The organism is Mesorhizobium sp. WSM4807, from assembly GCF_055811615.1.
Map to the genome: position 1 here is coordinate 64,617 of NZ_JBVVQY010000011.1, position 21,232 is coordinate 85,848.

24 protein-coding genes are annotated in these 21,232 nt (G+C 63.1%); 13 read left to right on the forward strand and 11 right to left on the reverse strand.

What is annotated here, in order from left to right:
* The first annotated feature begins 21 nt into the window (after positions 1-21).
* Both AC0L3N_RS16505 and AC0L3N_RS16510 read left to right on the forward strand, forming a co-directional pair.
* Entirely contained in the window at positions 22-2,739 is a 2,718-nt protein-coding gene (locus AC0L3N_RS16505; RefSeq protein WP_473548609.1) for a DUF4118 domain-containing protein, read from the forward strand.
* The gene (locus AC0L3N_RS16510) at positions 2,736-3,428 is read left to right on the forward strand and encodes a response regulator transcription factor (protein ID WP_473548610.1); all 693 of its coding nucleotides are present in this window, start codon (positions 2,736-2,738) and stop codon (positions 3,426-3,428) included. Before AC0L3N_RS16505 ends, AC0L3N_RS16510 begins: the two co-directional genes overlap by 4 nt.
* Before the next feature lie 20 nt (positions 3,429-3,448).
* Here the strand turns inward: AC0L3N_RS16510 and AC0L3N_RS16515 are convergent, their stop codons facing one another.
* Complete coding sequence (locus AC0L3N_RS16515) at positions 3,449-3,604, reverse strand: hypothetical protein (protein WP_473548611.1); 156 nt, start codon at positions 3,602-3,604, stop codon at positions 3,449-3,451.
* A gap of 275 nt (positions 3,605-3,879) precedes the next feature.
* Here AC0L3N_RS16515 and AC0L3N_RS16520 point away from each other — a divergent pair, with 275 nt between their 5' ends.
* A complete protein-coding gene (locus tag AC0L3N_RS16520; protein ID WP_473548612.1) occupies positions 3,880-4,122 on the forward strand; it encodes a hypothetical protein in 243 nt (80 codons plus the stop codon).
* 131 nt (positions 4,123-4,253) lie between these two features.
* Positions 4,254-4,763: an NUDIX hydrolase gene (locus tag AC0L3N_RS16525; RefSeq protein ID WP_473548614.1), complete on the forward strand. Its 510-nt coding sequence runs from the start codon at positions 4,254-4,256 to the stop codon at positions 4,761-4,763.
* On the opposite strand, the gene AC0L3N_RS16530 is transcribed toward AC0L3N_RS16525, so the two are convergent.
* From AC0L3N_RS16530 to AC0L3N_RS16550, 5 genes are all read right to left on the reverse strand, one after another.
* Entirely contained in the window at positions 4,739-5,590 is an 852-nt protein-coding gene (locus AC0L3N_RS16530) for a citryl-CoA lyase (RefSeq protein WP_473548616.1), read from the reverse strand. The two genes, AC0L3N_RS16525 and AC0L3N_RS16530, sit on opposite strands and share 25 nt — an antisense overlap.
* A gap of 13 nt (positions 5,591-5,603) precedes the next feature.
* Positions 5,604-6,788 (reverse strand): CaiB/BaiF CoA transferase family protein, encoded by a 1,185-nt coding sequence (locus AC0L3N_RS16535; RefSeq protein ID WP_473548617.1) that lies wholly within the window; start codon positions 6,786-6,788, stop codon positions 5,604-5,606.
* Positions 6,789-6,803: 15 nt separating this feature from the next.
* Positions 6,804-8,327, reverse strand: a complete 1,524-nt coding sequence (locus AC0L3N_RS16540; RefSeq protein WP_473548618.1) for a tripartite tricarboxylate transporter permease — start codon at positions 8,325-8,327, stop codon at positions 6,804-6,806.
* A gap of 4 nt (positions 8,328-8,331) precedes the next feature.
* Positions 8,332-8,868 carry a tripartite tricarboxylate transporter TctB family protein gene (locus AC0L3N_RS16545; protein WP_127208652.1) on the reverse strand — a complete coding sequence of 179 codons (537 nt, stop codon included), beginning with the start codon at positions 8,866-8,868 and terminating at the stop codon, positions 8,332-8,334.
* Between the two features lie 130 nt (positions 8,869-8,998).
* Positions 8,999-9,976, reverse strand: a complete 978-nt coding sequence (locus AC0L3N_RS16550) for a Bug family tripartite tricarboxylate transporter substrate binding protein (RefSeq protein ID WP_095496841.1) — start codon at positions 9,974-9,976, stop codon at positions 8,999-9,001.
* Positions 9,977-10,180: 204 nt separating this feature from the next.
* On the opposite strand from AC0L3N_RS16550, the gene AC0L3N_RS16555 reads away from it, so the two are divergent.
* The gene (locus AC0L3N_RS16555) at positions 10,181-10,954 is read left to right on the forward strand and encodes an IclR family transcriptional regulator (RefSeq protein ID WP_473548619.1); all 774 of its coding nucleotides are present in this window, start codon (positions 10,181-10,183) and stop codon (positions 10,952-10,954) included.
* A gap of 50 nt (positions 10,955-11,004) precedes the next feature.
* On the opposite strand, the gene AC0L3N_RS16560 is transcribed toward AC0L3N_RS16555, so the two are convergent.
* The gene (locus tag AC0L3N_RS16560; protein ID WP_473548620.1) at positions 11,005-11,544 is read right to left on the reverse strand and encodes a GNAT family N-acetyltransferase; all 540 of its coding nucleotides are present in this window, start codon (positions 11,542-11,544) and stop codon (positions 11,005-11,007) included.
* Positions 11,545-11,789: 245 nt separating this feature from the next.
* On the opposite strand from AC0L3N_RS16560, the gene AC0L3N_RS16565 reads away from it, so the two are divergent.
* Positions 11,790-12,245 (forward strand): DUF2214 family protein, encoded by a 456-nt coding sequence (locus tag AC0L3N_RS16565; protein WP_473548621.1) that lies wholly within the window; start codon positions 11,790-11,792, stop codon positions 12,243-12,245.
* Here AC0L3N_RS16565 and nth read toward each other — a convergent pair.
* A complete protein-coding gene (gene nth, locus AC0L3N_RS16570; RefSeq protein ID WP_473548622.1) occupies positions 12,239-13,042 on the reverse strand; it encodes an endonuclease III in 804 nt (267 codons plus the stop codon). The genes AC0L3N_RS16565 and nth overlap by 7 nt on opposite strands.
* Before the next feature lie 22 nt (positions 13,043-13,064).
* Between nth and AC0L3N_RS16575 the strand changes: the two genes are divergently transcribed.
* The 5 genes from AC0L3N_RS16575 (at position 13,065) to AC0L3N_RS16595 (ending at position 17,972) form a co-directional block, all read left to right on the forward strand.
* Complete coding sequence (locus AC0L3N_RS16575; protein WP_123151742.1) at positions 13,065-13,559, forward strand: DUF2244 domain-containing protein; 495 nt, start codon at positions 13,065-13,067, stop codon at positions 13,557-13,559.
* A gap of 249 nt (positions 13,560-13,808) precedes the next feature.
* Entirely contained in the window at positions 13,809-14,687 is an 879-nt protein-coding gene (locus tag AC0L3N_RS16580; protein WP_095496846.1) for a methylated-DNA--[protein]-cysteine S-methyltransferase, read from the forward strand.
* Between the two features lie 202 nt (positions 14,688-14,889).
* Positions 14,890-15,798, forward strand: coding sequence for a ribokinase (locus AC0L3N_RS16585; RefSeq protein WP_473548623.1), 909 nt, complete (start codon positions 14,890-14,892; stop codon positions 15,796-15,798).
* Positions 15,799-15,807: 9 nt separating this feature from the next.
* A complete protein-coding gene (locus tag AC0L3N_RS16590) occupies positions 15,808-17,247 on the forward strand; it encodes an amidase (protein WP_473548624.1) in 1,440 nt (479 codons plus the stop codon).
* 110 nt (positions 17,248-17,357) lie between these two features.
* Positions 17,358-17,972 (forward strand): LysE family translocator, encoded by a 615-nt coding sequence (locus AC0L3N_RS16595; RefSeq protein ID WP_473548625.1) that lies wholly within the window; start codon positions 17,358-17,360, stop codon positions 17,970-17,972.
* 52 nt (positions 17,973-18,024) lie between these two features.
* On the opposite strand, the gene AC0L3N_RS16600 is transcribed toward AC0L3N_RS16595, so the two are convergent.
* The gene (locus tag AC0L3N_RS16600) at positions 18,025-18,966 is read right to left on the reverse strand and encodes a nucleoside hydrolase (protein WP_473548627.1); all 942 of its coding nucleotides are present in this window, start codon (positions 18,964-18,966) and stop codon (positions 18,025-18,027) included.
* A gap of 143 nt (positions 18,967-19,109) precedes the next feature.
* Here AC0L3N_RS16600 and AC0L3N_RS16605 point away from each other — a divergent pair, with 143 nt between their 5' ends.
* Together AC0L3N_RS16605 and AC0L3N_RS16610 are read left to right on the forward strand one after the other, a co-directional pair.
* Positions 19,110-19,535 carry an Hsp20 family protein gene (locus AC0L3N_RS16605; RefSeq protein WP_095496851.1) on the forward strand — a complete coding sequence of 142 codons (426 nt, stop codon included), beginning with the start codon at positions 19,110-19,112 and terminating at the stop codon, positions 19,533-19,535.
* 165 nt (positions 19,536-19,700) lie between these two features.
* Positions 19,701-19,958 (forward strand): BQ00720 family protein, encoded by a 258-nt coding sequence (locus AC0L3N_RS16610; RefSeq protein ID WP_095496852.1) that lies wholly within the window; start codon positions 19,701-19,703, stop codon positions 19,956-19,958.
* A gap of 74 nt (positions 19,959-20,032) precedes the next feature.
* Here AC0L3N_RS16610 and ptsN read toward each other — a convergent pair whose 3' ends face one another.
* Together ptsN and hpf are read right to left on the reverse strand one after the other, a co-directional pair.
* Positions 20,033-20,497 carry a PTS IIA-like nitrogen regulatory protein PtsN gene (ptsN, locus tag AC0L3N_RS16615; protein WP_095488401.1) on the reverse strand — a complete coding sequence of 155 codons (465 nt, stop codon included), beginning with the start codon at positions 20,495-20,497 and terminating at the stop codon, positions 20,033-20,035.
* Positions 20,498-20,580: 83 nt separating this feature from the next.
* Positions 20,581-21,165, reverse strand: coding sequence for a ribosome hibernation-promoting factor, HPF/YfiA family (gene hpf / locus AC0L3N_RS16620; protein WP_123151737.1), 585 nt, complete (start codon positions 21,163-21,165; stop codon positions 20,581-20,583).
* Positions 21,166-21,232: the final 67 nt, after the last annotated feature.

Here is a 21,232-nt window from a genome sequence, read left to right on the forward strand (position 1 = left end):
CGCCATTCATGATCGATTTTGATGCCGGACGACAGCCGCAACGAAACCAGACCCTCACCCGACGCGCTGCTTGATCATGCGGAGCGGGAGGCGCGCGGTCGTCTGCGGATATTCCTGGGCGCAGCACCCGGTGTCGGCAAGACCTATGAAATGTTGATGTCGGGCCGTGCAAGACTGGCCGACGGGGTGGACGTGGTGATCGGCGTCGTCGAGACGCACGGCCGCAAGGAAACCCAGGTACTGGTCGACGGCTATGAGGTGATTCCCCGTCGCCAGGTCGACTACAAGGGGCGCATCCTCGAGGAAATGGACCTCGATGCCATCCTTGCCCGGCGTCCGGCGCTGGTCCTCGTCGACGAGCTTGCCCACACCAACGCGCCGGGCAGCCGCCATCCCAAGCGCTATCTCGACGTTCAGGAAATCCTGACGCACGGTATCGACGTCTACACGACGCTCAACATCCAGCATGTCGAAAGCCTGAACGATGTCGTGGCGCAGATCACGCGCGTCAGGGTGCGCGAGACGGTTCCAGATTCCATCATCGACCAGGCCGACGACATCGAGATCATCGATCTCACTCCCGACGACCTGATCAAGCGGCTCGGGGAAGGCAAGGTCTATATTCCCAGCACCGCCCAGCGCGCCATCGAGAACTATTTCTCGCCAGGCAATCTGACGGCGCTCAGGGAACTGGCGCTCCGCCGCACCGCCCAGCGCGTCGACGAGCAGTTGCTGATCCACATGCAGGCCCACGCCATACCCGGGCCCTGGGCGGCGGGGGAAAGGGTTCTTGTCTGCGTCGACGCGCGTCCGGGCGGGGCGGCCCGTATCCGCTATGCGCGGAGATTGGCCGACCGGCTCCGCGCCCCCTGGACGGCGCTTCATGTCGATACCCCTCGTTCAGCCGGGATGTCCGAGGAGGACAAGGATCGGCTAGCGACTCTGCTGCGCCTTGCCGAGCAGCTCGGCGCCGATGTAACGACCATTCCAGGTCAGAACGTCGCGCAGGACATCGTTCGCCATGCGACCGCGAACAACTTCACCCATATCGTGATCGGCAGGCCGACCCGATCGCGCTGGCGGGAATTGATCGAAGGCTCGCTCACTTATGATCTCATCCGCAATGCTGGCGACATCAGCGTCCATGTCATTTCGGGAAATGAACGCAACGCCGAGGCGACGTCGAGGACCGTCAAGGCGGCGGACGAGCAGTGGCAATTCGAGATCTGGCCCTATCTCAAGGCCACGGCCTATGTTGTTGGCTCGCTCGGCTTCGCCGTCCTTCTCCACCAGTTTCTCGACGTCCGCAACCTGGCGATCATCTTTCTCATCGGGGTTCTGACTTCGGCGGTGACCGGCGGTCTCTGGCCAGCTTTGTATGCCTGCCTCATCAGCGCCATTGCCTTCAACTATTTCTTCCTGGAACCACGTTACACGCTGACGATCCAGGATCCGGAGAGCATCGTTGCGCTGGCTGTCTTCCTAGTTGTTGCGGTCATTGCCAGCAATCTGACAGCGCGCGTGCAGCGACAGGCGGTCGCTGCCCGCTCGCGGGCACGCGCCACGGAAGATATCTATCTCTTCTCGAAGAAGCTCGCTGGCGCTGGCACGCTTGACGACGTGCTCTGGGCAACTGCCTTCCAGATTGCCTCGATGCTGAAGCTGCGCGTGGTGCTGCTGCTGCCCGAAAACGGCTCGATCACCGTCAAGGCCGGCTACCCACCCGACGACACGCTGGCTGAGGCCGACATCGCGGCGGCCCGTTGGGCCTGGGAGCACGATCGCCCCGCGGGCCGCGGCGCCGACACGCTTCCCGGAGCAAGACGCCTGTATCTGCCGTTGCGGACGGGGCGCACCGCCGTCGGCGTCGTCGGCCTCGACAACGACAAACAAGGCCCGCTGCTGACTCCAGAACAGAAGCGCCTCCTCGACGCGCTCGCCGATCAAGCGGCAGTCGCCATCGAGCGCATCCAGCTTGTTGCCGACGTCGACCGGGCCAAGCTCGAGGCCGAGGCGGACCGCCTGCGCTCGGCGCTGCTGACTTCGATTTCCCATGACCTGAAAACACCGCTTGCCGCCATCATGGGCGCCGCCGGCACCTTGCGGGAATTTGCGCCGGCGCTTCCCGAAGCGGATCGGGCGGAGCTGCTGTCGACCGTGCTTGACGAATCGGAGCGACTGAACCGCTTCATCGCCAATCTGCTCGACATGACCAAGATCGAATCCGGTGCGATGGAGCCGAACTACGCATTCCACTATGTCGGCGACATTGTCGGCACCGCCTTGCATCGGGCCAGGAAAATCATCGGCGAACACAAGACCGAAATGGACATTCCCGCGGATCTGCCGATGTTGAGGCTCGACCCCGTCCTGTTCGAGCAAGCGCTGTTCAACCTCCTCGACAACGCCGCTAAATATGCGCCGCCAGGTTCGACGATCCGCCTGCAGGGCTGGGCCGACAATGGTTCCGTCACCCTGCAGATCATGGATGAGGGACCGGGCATTCCGCCAGCGGATCTGGAGCGCATTTTCGACACGTTCCACCGGGTGCGCAAGGGCGACCAGGTCCGTGCCGGCACCGGGCTCGGGCTCTCGATCTGCCGCGGCTTCATCGAGGCGATGAGCGGGACGATTTCGGCGGCCAACAGGACCGACCGCTCGGGTGCGGTTTTCACCATCAGGATGCCGGTGCCGGCCGGCCAACGTGTGGACTATCCCGACATGGATGACTTGCCATGACGAACCTGGACGTCAGGATATTGGTCGTCGATGACGAACCGCCGATCCGCAAGCTGCTTCGCGTCGGCCTTGGCAGCCAGGGCTATGCGATCAGTGAGGCGCCGAACGCCAACACGGCGATCGAACTGATGGAGACGGAGAAGCCGGACCTAATCCTGCTCGATCTCGGCCTGCCCGGCATGGGCGGCCACGAATTGCTGCGCAAATGGCGGGACGACGGCCTGGATGTTCCCGTGGTCATCCTTTCCAGCCGCACCGACGAGGCCGGCATCGTCTCGGCACTTGAGCTCGGCGCCGACGACTATGTCACCAAGCCGTTCGGCATGAACGAGCTTGTCGCACGCATCCGCGTGGCGCTCCGCCACAAGTTCCAGCAGCAAGGCGAGAAGCCGGTCTTCCACACCGGCGATCTCACGGTCGATCTGGTGAAGCGCATCGTCATGATCGAGGGCAGGGAGATAAAGCTCTCGCCGAAGGAATACGACATCCTGCGCATCCTCGTGCAGTACGCGGGCAAGGTTCTCACCCACCAGTTTCTTTTGAAGCAGGTCTGGGGCGATTCGACCGACGTGCAGTATCTCAGGGTCTATGTGCGGCAGCTCAGGCAAAAGATCGAGAAAACGCCCGACCAGCCGCGTTACATCACCACCGAAACCGGCGTCGGATATCGTCTGCGCGAAGTCGACTGAAGCGAGGGGCGGGGCGACGCTCAATCCGCCGAGAGCTCCGCGGCGCGCGGCTGTAGCCGGTCAATGAGATTGGGAAAGCTGATCGGCTGGCCTGTGTCGACCGCAACCACATTGATTTTCAAAATGGTGGCGGCCTTGAGCAGCGGCGTGATTTTCGCGTTGAATGCCACAGGCACCAGGCAACCGACGACCTAACAAGTGCTGAACTGCAGGATGCTCTCCAATTTCCTGTCGTCGATCTCGAGATTTTATCCCCTTGCCCGCCGCGCATGGGGTCGATCGGCATTGAGTCCGGCAGCTCAACCCGCCAATTCCGCTTCGGCGAGACTTTAACCATGGCATCACCAGACAGACGCCCTATATAATTGGAGGCTCAGTTTCGCGCGGGAATGGATAGATGTCGCCGCTTCGCCTATCGACGATCTTGATGTCGGCAACCCTGGCAACAGCGATGCTGTCGGGCGCTGCTGTCTCCGCGCAGAACGTCACTCCCGCCAACCGCAACCCGCTGGTCCTGCAAGGCGAATTGCAGATGTTGGAGAACAGGCTGCGGCGGCAGCAATATCAGCAGCAGCAACAGCAGTTTCGTGCCCAGGATCGCGAGGTCGCGCCGCAACGGCCAGATGTGCCGCAGATGAAGCCTACTTGCCAGTTGCGGCGGTCGGGCAGCCGCTTCATCAGCATCTGCCGCTGATGAGCCGGCGTTTTCATTTATTTAGCCGATGTACGCTTGAACGCCGCTCTACTTAAAGTAGCATCAAAGGCGGTTTTGATTTTCGCAACGTGCCTTTGCGCTTGGGCACTGCCCTGATTGGATCGTCGGGAATGGCAGCCACCAAGAAGAAGGTCGTACGCAAAGCAAGGAAGGGCGAGCGGATCCGTCAGGTCGCGGCGATTCCCTTTCGGCTGGGCGAGCGTGGCGACGTCGAGGTGATGCTGGTCACCTCGATATCGACCAGGCGCTTTATCGTGCCCAAGGGTTGGCCGGTGAAGGGCAAGAGCGGGCGCAAGGCAGCCACCATCGAAGCGCAGGAAGAAGCCGGCGTCCTCGGAAAGACGCTGAGGCAACCGGCCGGCACCTATTCCTACTGGAAGCGGCTGACGAACCGCTTCGTCCGCGTCGACGTCACCGTCTATCTGCTGGCGGTGACGGAGGAACTGGCCAACTGGCAGGAAGCCAAAAGGCGGCAGCGGGCATGGCTGGCGCCGGAAGACGCAGCCGTGCTTATCGACGAGCCCGATCTGTTAACGCTTCTGAAGAACCTAAAAATCCCCCAACCAGCGCCCGCTGGCGAACTTGAACCAAGGCCTCATTTGGAGTCACCATCTCCCTGAGGGAACGGCCGCACCGGCGTGCCGGTATAGGTCCACAACCATTCGCGCGGCAGTGGTCCCTTGTTGCGGTCGCTCTGTTGCGACTGTTCCCACGCATGCGCCAATATGCCGACCGAGCGCGAGAGCACGAAAAGGCCGCGTGTCAGCGGCGGCGGGAAGCCGAGCTCGCCATAGATGACAGCGGTGGCGCCGTCGATGTTGAGCGGGATCTTCTTGCCCTTGCGCCGCGCGACCTCGGCCTCAACAGCCTCGGCGATGTCGGCGAAACGTCCGCTGACGACGCCGCGCGCGGCAAAATCGCGGGTCAGCTCGATGAGGCGCGGCGCCCGCGGATCGACCGGATGGAAGCGATGGCCGAGCCCCGGCACATAGGATTTTTCCTCGGCGAAGAACCGATCGAGCCGCGACGCGACGGCATCGGCAAGCGTCACGCCTCCATCCAGTGCCGCGGCGATGTCCCCGTAGAAGGCAAGCGCCTGTTCACCGGCGCCGCCATGCACGTCGCCAAGCACATTGATGGCTGAGGCCATGGCACTGTTGATGCCGACGCCGCAGGTGGCCGCCATGCGTGCAATGGCGATCGACGGTGCCTGCGGCCCGTGGTCGACGGCCGCCCCCAGCGCGACGCCGAGCAGCGCCGCCTGCTCCTCACCAGGCAGTTCGCCGCGCAGCATCAGCCAGATCATCGCCGGAAAGCTGACGCGGCCGATCAGGTCCTGGATCTCATAGCCGCGCAGCCGGATCACGCCAGGGCGCATTTCGATGATATCGGTCTGCCACCATTCCTCGCCGCGCTCGCGGCCGGTTTTTTTCCCAACGTTGCTCATGTTCTCGCGTCGCTCATGCCTGCGCCCTTTTCTTGACGCGCGGCGGCAGACTGGCAAACACCTCGTCCATATGCTCGCCCAGCGCCGGCGGCGGCTTGGTCGGCAACGGTGCTGCACCATCGACCATGAACCCGCCGCGCACGACGGTCAGCGGTCGGTCGATGTTCGGCATGCTATCGAAACGGGTGGTCATGTCGCGCTCGATCACTTGCTGCTCGGCCAGCACCTGCGGGATCGTCAGCACCCTGCCCGCCGGCACGCCTGCGCGATTGAGCGTCTCCTCCCAGGCCGCGGCCGAGCTGTTCGCCAGGGCATCCTCGATCAGTGCCTTCAAGGCGATGCGATTGCGCTTGCGCGTCTCGCGCTCGGCAAAGTGCGGGTCCGAGGCCAGCTGCGGCAGCCCGACCAGCCGGCAGAGCGTGACGAACTGCTCCTGCTTGTTGGCGGCGATGTTGAGCAAGCCGTCGCCGGTGCGAAACGTTCCGGAAGGTGCTGCCGTCATGTTCTCGTTGCCCATCGGCTGCGGCTCGACGTCAGCCGTCAGATAGTTGGAGACCGGCCAGCCCAGCGCCGAGAGCGTGCATTCGAGCATCGACACGTCGAGGAAGGCGCCCTCGCCTGTCGTCTTCTGCTTCACAAGTGCCGCGGCGATCGCGAACGCCCCGACCAGTCCGCCCAGCGTGTCGGCGACGGGATAACCGACCCGCAGCGGCGCGGTCTCCGGCGTGCCGGTGATGCTCATGATGCCTGAAAGGCCCTGGATGATCTGGTCGTAGGCGGGATTGTCGCGCATCGGCCCGGTCTGGCCGAAGCCCGAAATCGCGCAATAGACAAGGCTGGGGCGGACCTCTTTCAGCCTGGCATAGCCGAGTCCCAGCCGGTCCATCACGCCGGGGCGGAAATTCTCGACCAGCGCGTCGGCGGAGGCGACCAGATCGAGAAAGCGTTCGCGATCGGCCTCTTTCTTGAGATCGAGCACCACCGATCGCTTGCCGGCGTTCTGCGCCAGGAACGAAGCGCCCATGCCGGTGCTGTTGAGTTCCGGCGAGCCGCCGAGCTGGCGCGCCAGGTCGCCGCCTTGCGGCGCCTCGACCTTGATCACATCGGCCCCGAGCAACGCCAGCTGATAGGCGCAGTAGGGACCAGCCAGAACATTGGTCAGGTCGAGGACGCGGATACCGGACAGCAGATCGGTCATGATGTTACAGACAGGTCAGGCATCGCCCGGCACATGCTCCGGTCCGCGCAGGCGCCTGCGTTCGATGTAAGCGTAGATATGCGGCCCAATCAGCCCGATGAACGCCAGCGTCAGCAGCGTCAGCGACAGCGGATGTTTGTAGAACACCGACCAGTCGCCGTTCGAGATGGTCATCGCGCGGCGGAACTGCGTTTCGGCGAGCGGCCAGAGGATCATGCCGATGATGACCGGCGCCGTCGGGAAATCGAAGCGCCGCATCAGGAATCCGGCCCCGCCGAGCAGATAGAGGATGACGAGGTCGGTCGGTGACTGCGAAATACCGTAGGTGCCGACCGTAGCGAACACCAGGATGCCGGCATAGAGCTGCGGCGCCGGGATTTTCAGCAGCCGCACCCACAACCCGATCAGCGGCAGGTTGAGGATGACGAGGATGATATTGGCGATGAACAGGCTGGCGATCAGCCCCCAGACCAGATTGGCCTGCGTCATGAACAGCATCGGCCCGGGATTGATGCCATAGCTCTGGAAGGCCGACAGCATGATCGCGGCCGTCGCCGAGGTCGGCAGGCCGAGCGTCAGCATCGGCACCAGCACGCCGGCGGCCGATGCATTGTTGGCGGCTTCCGGCCCGGCAACGCCTTCGATGGCGCCGACCGTGCCGAACTCCTCCTTGTGTTTGGAGAGCTTCTTCTCGATCGCATAGGACAGGAAGGTCGGGATTTCGGCGCCGCCGGCCGGCAGGGCGCCGATTGGGAAGCCGAGCAGGGCGCCGCGGACCCAAGCCTTCCACGAGCGTGCCCATTCGGCCGCCGTCATGTAGAGCGAGCCCTTCAGCGGCACGATCTCGTCCTTGCCGGCATAGCGGCGCGAGGCCATGTAGAACGTCTCGCCGACTGCAAAGAGGCCGACGGCGACGACGATCACGTCGACGCCGTCGAGCAATTGGCTCATGCCAAAGGTGAAGCGCGGCTGCCCGGTCTGCAGGTCGACGCCGATCATGCCGATGACGAAGCCGACAAACAGGCTGGTCAGGCCGCGCACCGACGACGAGCCGAGCACCGCCGAAACCGTGATGAAGGCCAGCACCATCAGCGAAAAATATTCGGCCGGACCGAAAGACAGCGCGAATTTGACCACGACCGGCGCCAGGAAAGCGACGCCCAGCGTGCCGAGTGTGCCGGCGACGAAGGAGCCGATCGCCGAAGTGGCAAGTGCCGCGCCGCCGCGGCCAGAACGGGCCATCCTATTGCCTTCCAGCGCAGTGACGATGGTAGCACTTTCGCCCGGCGTGTTGAGCAGGATCGATGTCGTCGAACCGCCATACATGGCGCCGTAGTAGATACCGGCAAACAGGATGAAGGATGCTTCTGGCGCCACCTGGTAGGTGATCGGCAAAAGCAGCGCGATGGTCAGCGCCGGTCCGAGGCCGGGCAGCACGCCGATCGCTGTCCCCAGCGTCGTGCCGAGCAGGCACCACATGAGATTGACCGGCGTAAAAGCGACCGAAAATCCGTGCGCGAGATGGCTGAGCGTTTCCATGGCTTCAGCCTCTCAACATACGGATAATCGAATCAAGACCCGTGTTCAGCTGGTTCTCGATGAAGCCGGCGCCGATATTGACGCCGAGCGCCCTGGCGAAGCCGAAATAGGCGGCAAGCGCCAGGATCAGGCCGAGCAGCACGTCACGCAGCGGATGTCTGCTGCCGAACCCGTGGCAGATGAGAACGAACATGATCACCGAGGCTGCGGTGAAGCCAAGCGGCTGGATCAGAACGAGGTTCGCGACCAGCCCGACGGCGACGATGCCCATCGCCTTCCAGTCGGTCGGCGTTTCCTTTTCTTCTTCCGGTTGCCAGCCGCCCCGCAGGGCGGCGACGATCAGCAGGAGGGAAAGGATCGTCATGCCGATCATGGTGATGTAGGGGAAGACGGTCGGGCCGACCTTGGAGTAGAGCGGCGACACCGGAATCGACAGCGTCTGCCAGGCTACTGCGCCGGCGCAGGCGAGAAGCCCGATGCCGATCAGCAATTCGGGCACGGCAAGGCGCGGCCGCGCCGCCTGCTGGTCGCTGGTGCTCATGATCGTCCTCCCTGGATAGGCCGGTCTCCCACAGCCGACCTCACCGCAGTTTCACTCGCGCTGGATCGTATGTCCATGCGGCTGGCGAACATCGGAAAGGGGCAGTGCAGACCGCCCCTCTCCGAGGACATCAGGCAAGGCCGAGGTCCTTGAGGATGGCTGCGATCCGGGTCGTGTCTTCGGCGAGAAATTTGGCATAGTCGTCGCCGGTGAGCAGGATTTGCGTCCAGTTGCGGTTTTTGCATTCGGTGGCCCAGGCATCGCTTTTGGCCATGGTCTCGACCAGCGTGATCATCGCCGCCTTGTCGGCGTCGGAAACGCCCGGCGGTGCGAAGACGCCGCGCCAGTTGAACAATTCGACATCGATGCCGGCTTCCTTCAGCGTCGGTGCATCGATGCCTTCCTGACGCTTGTCCGCGGAAATGGCGAGCAGCCGAAGCGCGCCTGCCTTGACCTGTTCGGAGAACTCGCCATAGCCGGAGATACCGGCCGCGACCTGGTTGCCGAGAAGCGCCGACAGTGCCTCGCCGCCGCCGGCGAACGGCACGTAGGAGAGGTTGGCTGCCGGAACACCGGCCGTCTTCGCGATAAGGCCGAACAATATGTGGTCCGAGCCGCCGGCCGAACCGCCAGCCACCGGAACCTTGGTCGGATCGGCCTTGAGGGCGGCGACGAAATCCGCTGCGGTCTTGAACGGCGAGGCCGCCGGCACCACAAGCGCCTCGAATTCGCCGGTGAGGCGGGCGATCGGCGTGACTTCGGTGAGATTGTTGGCCGATTTGTTGGCGATAATGGCGCCAACCATGACCATGCCGGCAACCATCAGCGAATTGCCCTTGCCGTTCCACTGGCTGATGAATTGCGGCAGGCCGACTGTGCCGCCGGCGCCGCCGACATTGGTGATCTGCGAACCGGAGATCAGCTTCTCACTGCGCAGCACCTGATCCATCGTGCGCGCCGTCTGATCCCAGCCGCCGCCGGGCGCTGCCGGCACGAAGATCTGGATCTGCGGCGCATCCTGCGCAAAAGCGGGCGAGAGATGCAACGCCGCGAAACCGGCGGCGCCGGCAGCGGCGGTGCTCATTAAAAATCTGCGTCTGTTCAGCATGGGATTCCTCCAATCACGACACCTCCTCTGGTGCCTGCCAGCAACGTAGCCTGAATTCAGACCCGCTCGACAAAAATTCATGCAGCCTTTGTCTTGTTCTGTCAACAGGAACGGCATTCTACTGGACAGAACTGTCTGCACGCGGCATAGTTGTTCCGATCGGCCCTTCTGTCCAACTGGGAACGGAACGACGTGGTCAAGCAGATGACCGTAACACAATCCAAGCCTGCGTCGACCAACGGTGTTGCCGCGCTCGACCGTGCGATCGCCATCCTCGATGCTTTCGCTACCGCCGACCGGTCGCTCAGCCTGGCCGAAATCGCGGCGCGGACCGGCCTCTACAAGAGCACGATCCTGAGGCTGGCGAACTCATTATTGCGCGGGCAGCTGCTGGAGCGTCTCGACGACGGCCGCTACCGTGTCGGCCCTGCCACCTTCCGGCTGGGTGCCCTATACCAGCGTTCGGTCGTGGCGATCGACATCCTGCTGCCGATCATGCGCGATCTGGCCGAGCGAAGCTGGGAAAGCGTCGCTTTCTATGTCCGCTCGGGCGACGTGCGCACCTGCCTCTATCGTGTCGAGTCCAAGCATCCCATCCGCTACACCATACGGGAAGGCGACGTGCTGCCGTTGCTGGCCGGTACGGGCGGCCGCGTGCTTGCGGCGTTTTCCGGTCAGCACGGCGAGCCTTACGAAACGATCCGCAGGACCTATCATTGTTTGTCGGTCGGCGACCGCGACCCCGAGACGGCGGGCGTCTCGGCACCAGTGTTCGGGCCGGGGCACACCTTGCTCGGTGCGTTGACGCTGTCAGGCCCGAGCACGCGCGTCGACGCGGCCTTTCTGCAGCGCATGAAAAATCCGCTGATCGAGGCGGCCGCGCGCGCCACCCGCGCTTTCGGCGAAGACGCCTCGATGCTCGAACAGGCGGCCCTAAAAGCCAAAGCGGAAGGCCCGGTGCTGAAGCGGCAGGCCTAGAAAGCCTCGATTCGGCCCGATCGGAACCACAGGGGTGACAGGCAGCACCCTCAAGGCTGCCGTTCCAGCAGGATCGTCGCATCGTCGTGATAGGTGGTCCGCAACACTTCGCTGTAGCCGCATTTGGCCGCGACGCTCAGCGAAGCGGTGTTTTCCGGATCGATGATGCAGACAGTCCTTGCGCGCCCGAATGTCTCGTCGCCCCAGGCGAGAACCCGTCCGACGACTTCGCTGGCGAAGCCTTGGCCATGGGCGCTCGGGACCAGCGCCCAACCGGCTTCCGGAACGCCTTCGATCGACGGCACGATGTTGCGCTTCAAATCGTGAAAGCCGGCTTCGCCGATGAAGCGGCCGGATGCCTTGTCCTCGATCGCCCAGAAGCCGTAGCCCAGCAGCGACCACAGGCCGGCATGACGCAGGAAACGCATCCAGCTTTCCTCGCGCGTACGCGGCTTGCCGCCGATGAAGCGGGTGACGGCCGGGTCGGCCCACATGGCGACATAGGCATCGAAATCATCGAGCTGGTGTGGCCGCAGCGCGGTGCGCGGCGTTTCGATGAGGGGAGCGACGAGCGCCTGTGGATTGATCATGTATCGTGCCTCGGTTTGCGTTGTTTGCCTGTGCTTAGTAGCCTGCCCTTGGACTTGACCCCGGGGGGTGCTCGGCGGTTTTGGGGGACAGCGACACGCGACAGAGATCCAAATCGCCTGCACCAGACAAGAGCCAAAGCCTGTGCAGATCATCTTCCAGCCCAATGTGAATCCTGCCCAGCGGTGCTACTTTTCACCAGCAGCTGATTCAGCGTCCGCTGTGCCGTCCGACGGAGGGAAAGGACATGGATACCACCGATCTTCTGCTTGCCATCTTTCATCATCTGCTGGTGTTTTCACTGGCGGGCATCATCGGCGCCGAATTTGTCCTGATCCGCGGCGATCTGCCCGCCGCGACGCTCCGGCGGATTGTCGGCATCGATCGCCATTATGGCATCATCGCCATGCTGATCATCATCGTCGGCATCGGCCGCGTCATCTACGGCCTGAAGGGTTGGGAATTCTACGTCTACAACTGGGTGTTCTGGGCAAAGATGGCGGCCTTCGTCATCGTCGGCCTGTTGTCGATCATCCCGACGGTCCGCTTTGTTTCCTGGAACAGGCAGGCCTCGGCCAGCCCCGGTTTTCAAGTGCCGGCGGTGCAACTTGCATCCGTTCGAACTTATGTCCGCGCCGAAGCCTTGATCTTCCTGCTGATCCCGGTCTTCGCCGCGGCGATGGCGCGCGGCTACGGCTACTGAATTTCCCCTACGGGTTCGAGCGGCGCGATCTCGACCAGCGGCGCCGGAACATCATTCGTCTTCTCCTCGGCCTTGCAGATGTCGGCGATGACACAGACCGGACAATCCGGTTTGCGCGCCTTGCAGACGTAGCGGCCATGCAGGATCAGCCAATGATGCGCGTGGCGCATATATTCGTCCGGAATGATCCTCAACAGCCCCTGCTCGACCTGTTCCGGCGTCTTGCCGGGCGCCAGTCCCAGCCGGTTGCCGATGCGGAAGATATGCGTGTCGACCGCCATCGTGTGCTGGCCGAAGGCCATATTAAGCACGACATTGGCGGTCTTGCGCCCGACGCCCGGCAGCTTGACCAATTGATCGCGGTCGTCGGGCACGTCGCCGCCATGGTCGCGGATCAACGCTTCCGACAGCGCAATGACGTTCTTGGCCTTGTTGCGCCAAAGCCCGACGGTGCGGATATAGTCGCCGACCTTGGCCTCGCCGAGCGCCAGCATCTTTTGCGGGGTGTCGGCGACCTTGAACAGCGCCCGCGTTGCCTTGTTGACGCCGACATCGGTCGCCTGTGCCGAAAGCACCACAGCCACCAGCAGCGTGAAGGCGTTGATGTGTTCGAGCTCGCCCTTCGGCTCGGGCCGCTGAACGGAAAAGCGTCGGAAAATCTCGTGCACCTCGGCCGGGCTGTAGCGCGAATGGGACCGCACCGGCCGGGCACGCGGCTTGGCGTTCGAGCCGTCGCGTCGGCCGGGGGGCGGTTCATTTTCGGGTGTAGAGGAATTTTTGGGCTTGGGGCTCGTCATCCCCTTCCTATAATATCCCGTCATGAGCGACACAAACGCCTCATTTCAGGCCGACGAGCCATTCTTCCAGGCGTTGCTGATACCGCATCGGTCGCTGGGCAAAACCGGCTTTGCCATCCTGATGGGCGCTCTGCTGTTCGGCTCGTTGGTGACCGGAGCGTTTTTCCTGTCGCGCGGCGCCTGGCCGGTGTTCGGCTTCCTCGGTTTCGACGTGATTGCCGTCTACATCGCCTTTCGCGCCAATTATCGTGCCGCCCGCGCCCGCGAGGAAGTGTCGGTCTCGCGCACCAGCCTCGACATCCGCAAGACCGCACCGTCAGGCAAATCGGAAGCGCATCGCTTCAATCCGTTCTGGGCGCGTTTTTCGGTCGCCCGCCACGCCGAGATCGGCATCACCAGGATGGCGGTGGAAGCACAAGGCCAGAATGTGCCGATCGGCGGCTTCCTCAATCCCGACGACCGCGAGAGCTTTGCGTCAGCTTTTTCGCGCGCCCTGGCGACCGCCAAAGCGCGCTAAATGTGAGCGAACCGCCTCGTCCGCAAAATGATCTTTCAGCAGCGATTGAGGCAACCGGCTCTCCAGTGCCTTGCCATAGACGGTAATCAGCAGCGTCTCCCTCTCCTTGGTGAGATGCACCTTTTCGCCAGCCCATCATCGGCTCCTTCCTCGAAGCCAATTCTATCTGGGTATGTGCCGCGAGAAGGCAAGTTTCGGGTGGTGATCGGAGCCGCGAAGGACGATATTCGCGGTCAAGGAGATAGTCCGATGAACGCACAGACAGCTATTCTGAAGAAAGACATCACGCCCGAAGGCGGTGACTACGAAGTTGTTCGGCGCGCGATCGAGAAGATCAGCCTTGACTACCGTGACCAGCCGTCCCTCGAAATACTGGCCGAGGAAGTCGGCGAGACGCCGACCGGCCTGCAGAAGCTCTTCACGCGCTGGGCCGGCCTGTCGCCCAAGGCTTTCCTCCAGGCGGTCACGCTCGATCATGCGCGCAAACTGCTCGATTCCGGCATGCCACTGCTCGAGGCTTCTTTCGAGGTCGGCATGTCAGGCCCCGGCCGGCTGCACGACCTTTTCGTCACGCATGAGGCGATGTCGCCGGGCGACTACAAGACGCGCGGCGCCGGGCTGACGATCCGCTACGGCTATCATATCTCGCCCTTCGGCATCGCCCTGATCATGGTCACCGACCGCGGCCTTGCCGGCCTCGCCTTCAGCGATGCCGGCGGCGAGCGTGCGGCCTTCGCCGATATGTCTGGCCGCTGGCCGAACGCAAACTATGTCGAGGACATGGCTGCGACGGCGCCCTATGCCGCGCGCATCTTCGATCCGGCGCTGTGGCGCGCCGACCAGCCGTTGCGCGTCGTCATGATCGGCACCGACTTCCAGGTCCGCGTCTGGGAAGCCCTGCTGCGCATCCCGATGGGCAAGGCCTGCACCTATTCCTCGATCGCTGCCGGCATCGGCGCACCGAGCGCCAGCCGGGCGGTGGGTGCCGCGGTCGGCGCCAATCCGATGTCCTTCGTGGTGCCGTGCCACCGGGCTCTCGGCAAATCCGGCGCGCTCACCGGCTACCACTGGGGCCTGACTCGCAAACGCGCCATCCTTGGCTGGGAAGCGGGACAGGTAGGATCTTGATGACACACCCATAGATTCGGGCCAACAGCGCGCGGGTTCATCTCGCGCGGTCTGGCAAGCGGCGGCCTTACGGGCTAGCTTCCCGCACAATTAGAGCGACGTGCGTCCATTTGGATGCACAAAGTACGCTCTAACAATTTAATTCTACGCATCGTGCTTTCCGATTTTCGGAAAGCACGATGCGTCAGCAGGGAGGCACCACTTGATCATCGTTATCGGCTCGATCAACCTTGACCTTATCGCCAATGTCGACCGCTTGCCCGCACCGGGCGAGACGGTTCGGGGCTCCGGATTTACCACTGCACCTGGCGGCAAGGGCGCCAACCAGGCCTTGGCCGCCGCGCGCGCCGGTGCCAAGGTGCGGATGGTCGGCGCGGTCGGCAAGGACAATTTCGCCACTGAAGCGCTGGCGCTGCTGCGGGACGGCAAGATCGACCTGTCCGGTGTCGGCGAAACCTTCGCCTGGACGGGCACGGCATTGATCATGGTCGCCGACGACGGCGAGAACGTCATTGCCGTGGTGCCGGGCGCCAATGATTCGGTCGTGACAGGCGACCTCTCCAGGGCTTTCATGAAAAAGGGCGATGTCGTGCTCCTGCAGCAGGAGATCCCGCTGCAGACTGTGGATGCAGCACTGGACGCGGCCGGGGCGGCAGGCGCGGTCACCGTGCTCAACACGGCACCGTTCCGCGGCGAGGCGGCCGCCTTCCTCGGCAAGGCCGACTATGTCGTCGCCAACGAGACCGAATTCGACCTCTATGGTGAGGCGCTGTCGCTGAGCGGCCGTGATCGCCCGGCGCGGATGCGCGATTATGCCGGGAAGACCGGTCGCACAATTGTCGTCACGCTCGGCGGTGACGGCGTTCTGGCCGCCACGCCAGCCGATCTTCTGATGCTTCCGGCGTTGAAGATCACCCCTGTCGACACGGTCGGCGCCGGCGACACGTTTTGCGGCTATTTCGCCGCCGGGCTGTCATCCGGCCTGCCGCTCGATCAGGCGCTCGCCCGTGCTGCGGCCGCAGGTTCGCTCGCTTGCCTGAAGCCCGGCGCCCAGCCGGCGATCCCGCTGGCGAAGGAAGTCGACGCTGCGCTTCAAAAATCCGCCAGCTAGGTGACAGCCATGCGTCCGGCCACAAAACACGCCGTGCCGCCTGCCGGCGATATCTGCCGTCTGTCCGCCGTGGACCTTGCCGACGCGATCAGGCGCCGTCAGCTGTCCGCGCGCGAGGTGGTGACGGCATTCCTCGACCGAATCGACGCCGTGAACCCGCTGGTCAATGCCATCGTCTCACTACGCGACCGTGCCGACATCTTGCGCGAGGCAGACGCCCATCTGGCGCATGCAGGGCATGCCGGACCGCTGTTCGGCCTGCCGATCGCCATCAAGGATCTCGCGCAGACCAAGGGCCTCAGGACCAGCTTCGGCTCGCCGATCTTCGCCGATTTCGTGCCGCAAGAGGATGATTTCTTCGTCGAGCGCATCCGCAAGGCCGGCGCCATCATCATCGGCAAAACCAACGTTCCCGAATTCGGCCTTGGCTCCAATACCTACAACACCGTGTTCGGCCCGACGCTCAATGCTTTCGACGCGGCCTTGACCGCTGGCGGTTCGAGCGGCGGCGCGGCGGTCGCACTGGCGCTCGACATGGTGCCTGTCGCCGACGGCAGCGACTTTGGCGGCTCGCTGCGCAACCCGGCCGCTTACAACAATGTCTATGGCTTCCGTCCGTCGCAGGGACTTGTCCCGGCCGGCCCCGAGCTTGACGTCTTTCACGCGCAGATGGGCGTCGAAGGGCCGATGGGCCGCAGCGTGCGCGACATGGCGCTGCTGCTCGACGAGCAGGCCGGCTACGACTCTCGCGCGCCGCTCTCGCATCACAAGCAGGGCTGCTTCCTACAGGGACTGCAAACGGCGGCGGACGGCGGCCGCATCGCCTGGCTCGGCGATCTCGGCGGCCATCTGCCGCTCGAACCCGGCATCCTTGACCTTTGCGAGGCCGCTCTCGGCCGGTTCGCCGATGTATCCTTTCAGACCGAAGCGCTGGTGCCGGATTTCGACTTCGAAGCCCTATGGCAGGCCTTTGTGACGCTGCGCCAGGCGACCAGCGGTTGTGCGCTCAAGGCACATTACGACGATCCTTTGAAACGCAGTCTTCTGAAGCCGGAGGCCGTGTGGGAAGTGGAACATGCGCTGCAGCTCACGGCGCCGCAGATCCACGCCGCCACTGTGAGGCGCTCGTCCTGGCACAAAACCCTGCTGTCGCTCTTCGACCGCTTCGACCTCGTCGCACTGCCGACCGCACAGGTCTTCCCCTTCGAGGTTTCCACCCACTGGCCGACGCAAGTGGCCGGGCGTGCCATGGACAGCTATCACCGCTGGATGGAGGTTTCAGCGCTCGCCACGCTGGGCGGCTGCCCTGCGGTCAACGTACCGGCCGGCTTCGATGCCAGAGGCAGGCCGATGGGCATGCAACTGATCGGGCGGCCGCGCGGCGATATGGCCGTGTTGAGAGCAGCGGCAGCCTACGAGACGGCACTGCCGTGGCAGGCTGGAGCCTAAATCCAGGTCAAGGTTGCCAGCGACATATCCTGCCGGCTTGCACCGGCGTTGCTGTCATGCATTGATCGCGGTCGGCCGCGTCGCAAGCCGCATATTGTCGAGGAAAAACCATGTCGCTGGAACTCTACGCTACCTATGTCGTTGCCTGTATCGTCATTGTCCTGGTGCCTGGACCGACCGTCACGCTGATCATCGCCAACAGCATCCGCCATGGCTCCCGCGCCGGCCTCGCCAATGTCGCCGGCACGCAGGCGGGGCTGGCCATCATGATCGCCATTGTCGGCATCGGATTGACCTCGCTGATCGCGGGAATGGGCCATTGGTTCGAATGGGTCAGGCTGATCGGCGCTGCCTATCTGATCTGGATGGGTGTGCAGATGTTCCGCTCCAAGGGCAAGCTGAACGCCGACGGATCGGCGAAGACACCGCGCGGCGGCTTCTTCCTGCAAGGCCTGCTGGTGGCAATCAGCAATCCCAAGACGCTGGTGTTTTTCGGCGCCTTCTTTCCGCAGTTCATCGCCCCTGAAGGCAACTACGCGTTGCAGATCGTCGTCATGGGTCTCACCGCTCTGATCTTCGCCGCCGTGTCGGATTCGACCTTCGCGCTCGCCGCCGGCCGCGCCGGACGCCTGCTCTCGGCCGGCCGCATCAAGCTCATGTCCAGAATCAGCGGCAGTTTCCTGATCGGCGGCGGTCTGTGGCTGGCGTTTTCAAAGGCGAAGTGAGCGGCACCTTTCCTTCCCCCTTGTGGGCCCACAAGGGGAGAAGGAAGAAGCCCTAAAGCCGCCCCAGCCTTTCCAGCAGCAGTGCGAAAAACGCATCATGGTCGATGTCGCGCATCACCATGGCGTTGTTCGGTCGCTTGGTCACGCCCCACCAGTCGATCACGGTCATGCCCATGGTGAGCTCCGAGGCGGTTTCCACGGTGACGTTGCAGTTGCGGCCCCTGAATAGCTCCGGCTTCAACAGATAGGCGATGACGCAAGGGTCGTGCAGTGGACCGCCATCGGTGCCGTATTTCTCCTCGTCGAAGCGCTCGAAGAATTCCAGCATCTCCGTCGTAGCCGTGCCGACCCTGGTGCCGAGCTTGCGGAAGGCCTGGGTTCGCTTGGCAGTGGTCAGCGCCTTGTGGGTGACGTCGAGCGGCATCATGACGATCGGGATGCCGGATTTGAACACGACGTCGGCGGCATGTGGGTCGACATAGATGTTGAATTCGGCGGTGGGCGTGACGTTGCCGCCTTCGAAGAAGCCGCCGCCCATCAACACGATTTCCTTGATGCGCGGCGCGATCTTCGGCTCGCGGATAAGCGCCAGCGCAACGTTGGTGAGCGGTCCGAGCGCGCAGAGTGTAATCGTGCCGCTCTCTTCCTTCATCAGTGTCTCGACGATGAAATCCACCGCATACTGGTCCTGCAGCTTCATTGTCGGTTCGGGCAATTGCGGTCCGTTGAGACCGGTCTCGCCATGCACCTCCTCGGCGGTAACCAGTTCGCGCGCCAGCGGCCGGATGGCGCCGGCATAGACCTTGATGTCACACCTGCCGGCCAGTTCGCAGATCTTGCGTGCATTCTTTTCGGTGAGCCTCAGCGGCACGTTGCCGGCGACGGCGGTTATGCCGACGATCTCCAGCTCGGCGCTGCCGAGCGCCAGCAATATGGCGACGGCATCATCCTGGCCGGGATCCGTGTCGATGATGATCTTGCGGGATAGGGGCATTTCAATTCCTTGTTTGGGGAGTCTTTTTGGGCGGGGCTTTTGACGGCTTGAACTTGACCGCGGGGCGGACCATATCAAGACCATCGGGAAAAATGCCATCTGGGTTTTTCCACTTTATGTCGCTCTTGAGAGGACAATGTAACATGAGCCGAATGACGCCTTTTTCCAGCCCGCTTCTCCTGGGTTTCGACGCCATGGAAAAGACCCTGGAGCGTCTGGCGAAGTCGGGTGATAGCTACCCTCCCTATAACATCGAGCGCCTCAGCGGTGCCGACGGCAAGGCCGAAAGGTTGCGTATCACGCTCGCTGTCGCCGGTTTCGCCGAGAACGATCTAGATGTGACCACGGAGGAGAACCAGTTGGTCGTGCGCGGCCGCCAGAACGACGATACCGAGCGCGAATTTCTTCATCGCGGCATTGCCGCGCGCCAGTTCCAGCGCTGTTTCGTGCTGGCCGACGGCATGCGGGTGATCACCGCGGAGCTGAAGAACGGGCTTTTGTCGATCGATCTCGATCGGCCCGAGTCCGAACGGCTGGTACGGAAAATAAACATATCGGTGAAAGACTGATCCTTACCGCTGAATCGGCCGGAAAATCGGAATCGATTTTCCGAAAGTACGATGCAGCAAATTGAAGTGTTAGAGCGTCCTTTGTGTGTCCAATTGGACACACGGCGCTCTAATGGCTCTCATGCGAGGCGGCCTGAGCGGCGTCCTCGCGACAAGGAGGCTTAAATGACTAGAACTGACGAAAATCTTATCATGACCAGCGGCGAATTCGCCCATCTCGGCGAAGGCTCGGTCGCCTATCTCAGGAAAGTGTCGAGCGACGATCTGCGCGGCCGTTTCCCGGGCCTCGGCGAAATCGCGCCCGGCCTTGAACTGTGGGCCCTGTTTGCCGCCAATGGCCAGCCGATCCTGCTTTCGGACGCTCGCGACCGGGCGCTGGCTGGCGCCCTGGAAAACGACCTGATCCCCGTCGCCATCCACTAACAATAGGCGCAGCGATCTGGTTGGAAACGGACAGGGCCGCTCACGGCGGCCCTTCAACGGATCCAATCAAAAACTCAGGCCGCGTGTGAGGCTTGCGTGTCCGACAAAAGCGCGTGGATCGCTGCGGCGTCGCGGGTGCCCCTGATCTTGGCCACCGTGTCGGCGTCGCGCAGCACCCGCGCGATGCGCGACAGCGCCTTGAGGTGGTCGGCGCCGGCGCCTTCGGGCGCCAAAAGCAGGAACACCAGATCGACCGGCTGGTCGTCCAGCGCCTCGAAATCGACCGGCGTCTCCAACCGGGCGAAAACCCCGGCGATCCGCTTGACCCCGGCCAGCTTGCCATGCGGAATGGCAATGCCGTTGCCGACACCGGTCGAGCCCAGCCGTTCCCGCTGCAGGATGGTGTCGAACACCTCCCGTTCCGGAATGCCGGAAATCGCTGCCGCCCTTTCGGACAGCATTTGCAGCAGTTGTTTCTTGGAGTTCGCCTTCAACGCCGGCAAGATTGCCGGAACGTTGATAAGATCGCTCAGATCCATACCTGAAATCCCTTGTTCGCCTGCCGTCGCCAACCCTCACTCTCGCGTGCGGCTGGTTCCTTATCCCAGTGCGGCCTTGGTCGTCATCCCTGCGCGACCTTGGTCGTAGACGGGTCGATCCAGCCGATATTTCCGTCCGGCCGGCGATAGACGATATTGAGATGCTCGTTTCCGGCGTTGCGGAAGACGAGAACCGGGCTGTCCTTGGTGTCGAGCTCGATCACGGCTGACGCCACCGACATGGTCCGCAGCGTCATGGTTGATTCGGCGACGATGGCTGGCGCGAAATTCTCCGGTATTTCCTCATCGTCATCGGCAAGCGGCGCCATCACCGTATAGGCGATGTCGGTGAGTTCGCCATTGGCATTGCCTGAATTATGTGACTTCAGCCGACGCTTGTAGCGCCGAAGGCGGGTTTCGAGGCGATCCGCCGCGGCCTCGAAAGCGAGCGTCGGGTCCTGGGCTTCACCGGTCGCCTGCAGCGAAGCGCCGGAATCCAGACGGATCATGCAATCGGCCGTGTAGCGCGACCCCGATTTGACGACTACAATTTGCCCTGAAAAGCCCCGATCGAAATATTTCCCGATCACTTCTCCGACACGGTCGTTGATGCGCGTACGGAACGCATCGCCGACATCCATGTGTTTTCCTGATATGCGCAGTGTCATCTGAAAACTGACCTTCCTTGCTCAGGCTTCAAACTGTCCCGAGTTTATACCCGTGGTCTGTGCGCAC